We start from the raw sequence: 3,556 nt of genomic DNA, 5'->3' as shown, positions 1-3,556 counted from the left end.
AGCGCGAGCAGCAGCGTCTGCGCCAGGCGCGGGATCTGGCGCACGCGGCGTTGCGGGCGGATACCCGCGATGGTCGGCATATCGAAGTGTCTGCCAACATCGCCTCGCTGGCCGAGGCTGAGCAGGGCATGAGCCTGGGCGGTGAAGGTGTGGGCTTGTTGCGTTCCGAGTTCTTGTATCTGGAGCGCAGCAGCGCGCCGAGCCACGACGAACAGGTCGCGACCTACAGCGCCATTGCCCGCGCGGTTGGCCCTGACTACAACCTTGTGGTGCGCACGCTGGATGTGGGCGGTGACAAACCCTTGGCCTACGTGCCGATGGAACCTGAGGCCAACCCGTTTTTAGGCATGCGCGGGGTTCGCCTGTGTCTGGAGCGTCCTGAACTGCTGCGAGAGCAGTTCAGCGCGATTTTGGCCAGTGCCGACTTGACCCGTCTGCACATCATGTTGCCGATGGTCACCCAAGTGTCCGAGTTGCGCCTCGCCCGCCAGTTGCTGGAGGAGCAAGCGCAACGCCTGGGCATTACCCGGTTGCCCAAGCTTGGGATCATGATTGAAGTTCCGGCGGCCGCGCTGATGGCTGACGTGTTCGCCCCTGAAGTCGACTTCTTCTCGATTGGCACCAATGACCTGACCCAATATACCTTGGCGATGGACCGCGACCACCCGCGTCTGGCCAGCCAGGCCGACAGTTTTCACCCGGCGGTACTGCGCCTGATCGCCACGACCGTCAAGGCCGCGCATGCCCACGGCAAGTGGGTGGGCGTGTGCGGCGCGCTGGCGTCCGAGTCATTGGCGGTGCCGCTGCTGGTTGGCTTGGGCGTGGACGAGTTATCGGTGAGCGTCCCGTTGATCCCGACTATTAAAGCGCGGGTTCGTGAGCTGGAATTCAAGGACTGCCAAGTGTTGGCGCAGCAGGTGCTGGGGCTGGAAAGTGCAGAGCAAGTGCGTGCTGCCTTGCAGCCGTCGCAAACGGCTAACGTTGCTCATTCATTGGTGCTGGAGAACTGAACATGTTTGCAAAATTGCAGCAGGCTTTTTGGAAAGCACTGACCCCGGACCTGGTGGCGGATGAGCCCGCCCCCAATGTGTCGACGCTGGCGAGCGCGGTGGTCGCGGCCCTTGGCGGCGCCAGCAACCTCAAGTCCGAGCAGCGCGTGGCGTTGACCCGCATCCGCGTGGAGTTGAACGACACGTCACGTGTTGACCCTCACGCTCTGCGACTGGCGGGTGTGCCGGGGGTGATGACCCTGGCGGGCGGTGTGGTGCATTTGGTGGGCGTTAACGACTGAAAACTGCCCTCTCCCTAACCCTCTCCCGGAGGGAGAGGGGACTGACCGAGTTGTTCCACAAGATGCATCGACCTGAGAAACCGAGTCGATTATGGATTCACTGGAGTCATTTCACGTTACTGCACCTCTGCAATATCCCCCAGTCTGTTCCCTCTCCCTTGGGAGAGGGCCAGGGCGAGGGGCTTTTGCAGTCCGTCGTCACCCCACCCTTACCGTTTCGCAGTTGCAGGTGTATCGTATTCGCCTTTTGCGGGCGCTGAGCCCGCGCCGGATACGAGAGGTAGTTAAGTCCATGTCCTTTACCCGTCGACAAATACTCGGTGGTTTAGCCGGCCTGGTCGTGGTGGGTGTTGGCGCAGGGGGCGCTTCGCGTTACTGGTTGGGCAAGATGGCCGATGAGCAGGCCGGTCACGATTACGAGCTAATTGCCGCGCCGCTGGACGTTGAGCTGGTGCCCGGTCATCAGACCGAGGCCTGGGCTTTTGGCCCTTCGGCGCCGGGCACTGAGCTACGGGTGCGCCAGGGTGAATGGCTGCGGGTGCGGTTTATCAACCATCTGCCGGTTGCGACCACGATCCATTGGCACGGCATCCGCCTGCCTCTGGAAATGGACGGCGTGCCGTACGTCTCGCAATTGCCGGTGCTGCCTGGCGAATACTTCGATTACAAGTTCCGGGTGCCCGATGCGGGCAGCTATTGGTATCACCCCCACGTCAACAGCAGCGAAGAACTGGGCCGAGGCCTGGTCGGCCCGCTGATTGTCGAAGAGCGCGAGCCTACGGGCTTCAAGCACGAGCGCACGCTGAGCATTAAAAACTGGCACGTCGATGAAGAAGGCAACTTTTTGCCTTTCAGCATCACCCGTGAGGCGGCGCGTGGCGGTACGGCGGGGCGTTTGTCGACGATTAATGGCAGCCATGTGCCGACCATTGAATTGCCTGCCGGGCAAATCACCCGCGTGCGAATTCTCAACCTCGACAACACCCTGACCTATCGCCTGAATATTCCCGGCGTCGAGGCGCAGATCTATGCGCTGGATGGCAACCCCATCGAGCCGCGCCCGCTGGGCAAAGAGTATTGGCTGGGCCCCGGCATGCGTATTTGCCTGGCGATCAAGGCCCCGGCTGCGGGTGAAGAACTGTCGTTGCGCGATGGTCCGGTGCGTTTGGGCACGCTGTTGTCGGTGGCCAATAACGATGCACCTGCACAATGGCCGCCCGCCTTGCCGGCCAATCCGATTGCCGAGCCTGATGTCGACAAGGCCGAGAAGATCAATTTCAACTTTGAATGGGTCGGTTCCGTGTCCGAGAACCTGGGCACGGATCAGCCGCCGAGCCTGTGGCAGATCAACGGCGTAGCCTGGGACATCAAAGACAAAACCTGCGCTGACCGGCCGATTGCCAAGCTCAAGCTGGGCCAGAGCTACGTGTTTGAATTCAAGAACATGACCCAGTACCAGCATCCAATCCACCTGCACGGCATGAGCTTCAAGGTGCTGGCGTCCAATCGCAAAAAAATCACGCCGTATTTCACCGACACGTACCTGTTGGGCAAAAACGAGCGTGCCCGCGTGGCCCTGGTGGCCGATAATCCCGGCGTGTGGATGTTCCACTGCCATGTGATTGACCACATGGAAACCGGCCTCATGGCCGCTATTGAGGTTTCCTGATGCGACAAGGGCGTCAACCCCAGATTATCGACCGCAGCCGCGATCAAGACTTTATGCGTGAAGCGCTGGCGCTGGCGGCGCAAGGCGCGGCCTTGGGTGAAGTGCCGGTGGGCGCGGTGCTGGTGCAAAACGGTGAAATCATCGGCCGTGGTTTCAACTGCCCCATCAGCGGCAGCGACCCCAGCGCCCATGCCGAGATGGTCGCCATCCGCGCCGCCGCCACGGCGGCCAGCAACTACCGGCTGCCCGGCAGCACGCTGTACGTGACGCTCGAGCCGTGCAGCATGTGCGCAGGCTTGATCGTGCATTCACGGGTGTCGCGGGTGGTGTTCGGTGCGCTGGAGCCCAAGGCCGGGATTGTGCAAAGCCAGGGGCAATTTTTTACCCAGGGCTTTTTGAACCACCGGGTGGTGTTTGAAGGCGGGGTGCTGGCCGACGAATGCGGCGCCATCCTCAGCGAATTCTTCAAGGCCCGCCGGGCGAAATAATCCGCCCATTCACACTGTAGGAGCGAGCTTGCTGTGGGAGCGGGCTTGCTCGCGATGAGATCACCTCGATATACATGATGTACCGAGGTGTTCATATCGCGAGCAAGC

Annotated in this window: 4 protein-coding genes; all 4 read left to right on the top strand. The window is 61.5% G+C overall.

Translation table 11 applies throughout. The annotated features are described in order from the left end of the window. On the top strand, positions 1-1,010 hold a 1,010-nt coding region (gene ptsP, locus GHO41_RS28725; protein WP_153435303.1), incomplete at its 5' end, for a phosphoenolpyruvate--protein phosphotransferase. Between the two features lie 2 nt (positions 1,011-1,012). Next, complete coding sequence (locus GHO41_RS28720) at positions 1,013-1,291, top strand: PTS transporter subunit EIIB (RefSeq protein ID WP_123751436.1); 279 nt, start codon at positions 1,013-1,015, stop codon at positions 1,289-1,291. Positions 1,292-1,583: 292 nt separating this feature from the next. Beyond that, complete coding sequence (locus GHO41_RS28715) at positions 1,584-2,960, top strand: multicopper oxidase family protein (protein ID WP_048367028.1); 1,377 nt, start codon at positions 1,584-1,586, stop codon at positions 2,958-2,960. After that, complete coding sequence (tadA, locus tag GHO41_RS28710; protein ID WP_048385946.1) at positions 2,960-3,448, top strand: tRNA adenosine(34) deaminase TadA; 489 nt, start codon at positions 2,960-2,962, stop codon at positions 3,446-3,448. The genes GHO41_RS28715 and tadA overlap by 1 nt, the downstream gene beginning before the upstream one ends. Positions 3,449-3,556 lie beyond the last annotated feature (108 nt).

Source organism: Pseudomonas sp. FSL R10-0399, from assembly GCF_009600165.1.
Lineage (GTDB): Bacteria > Pseudomonadota > Gammaproteobacteria > Pseudomonadales > Pseudomonadaceae > Aquipseudomonas > Aquipseudomonas helleri.
This window is presented reverse-complemented; position numbering and strand designations above follow the sequence as displayed.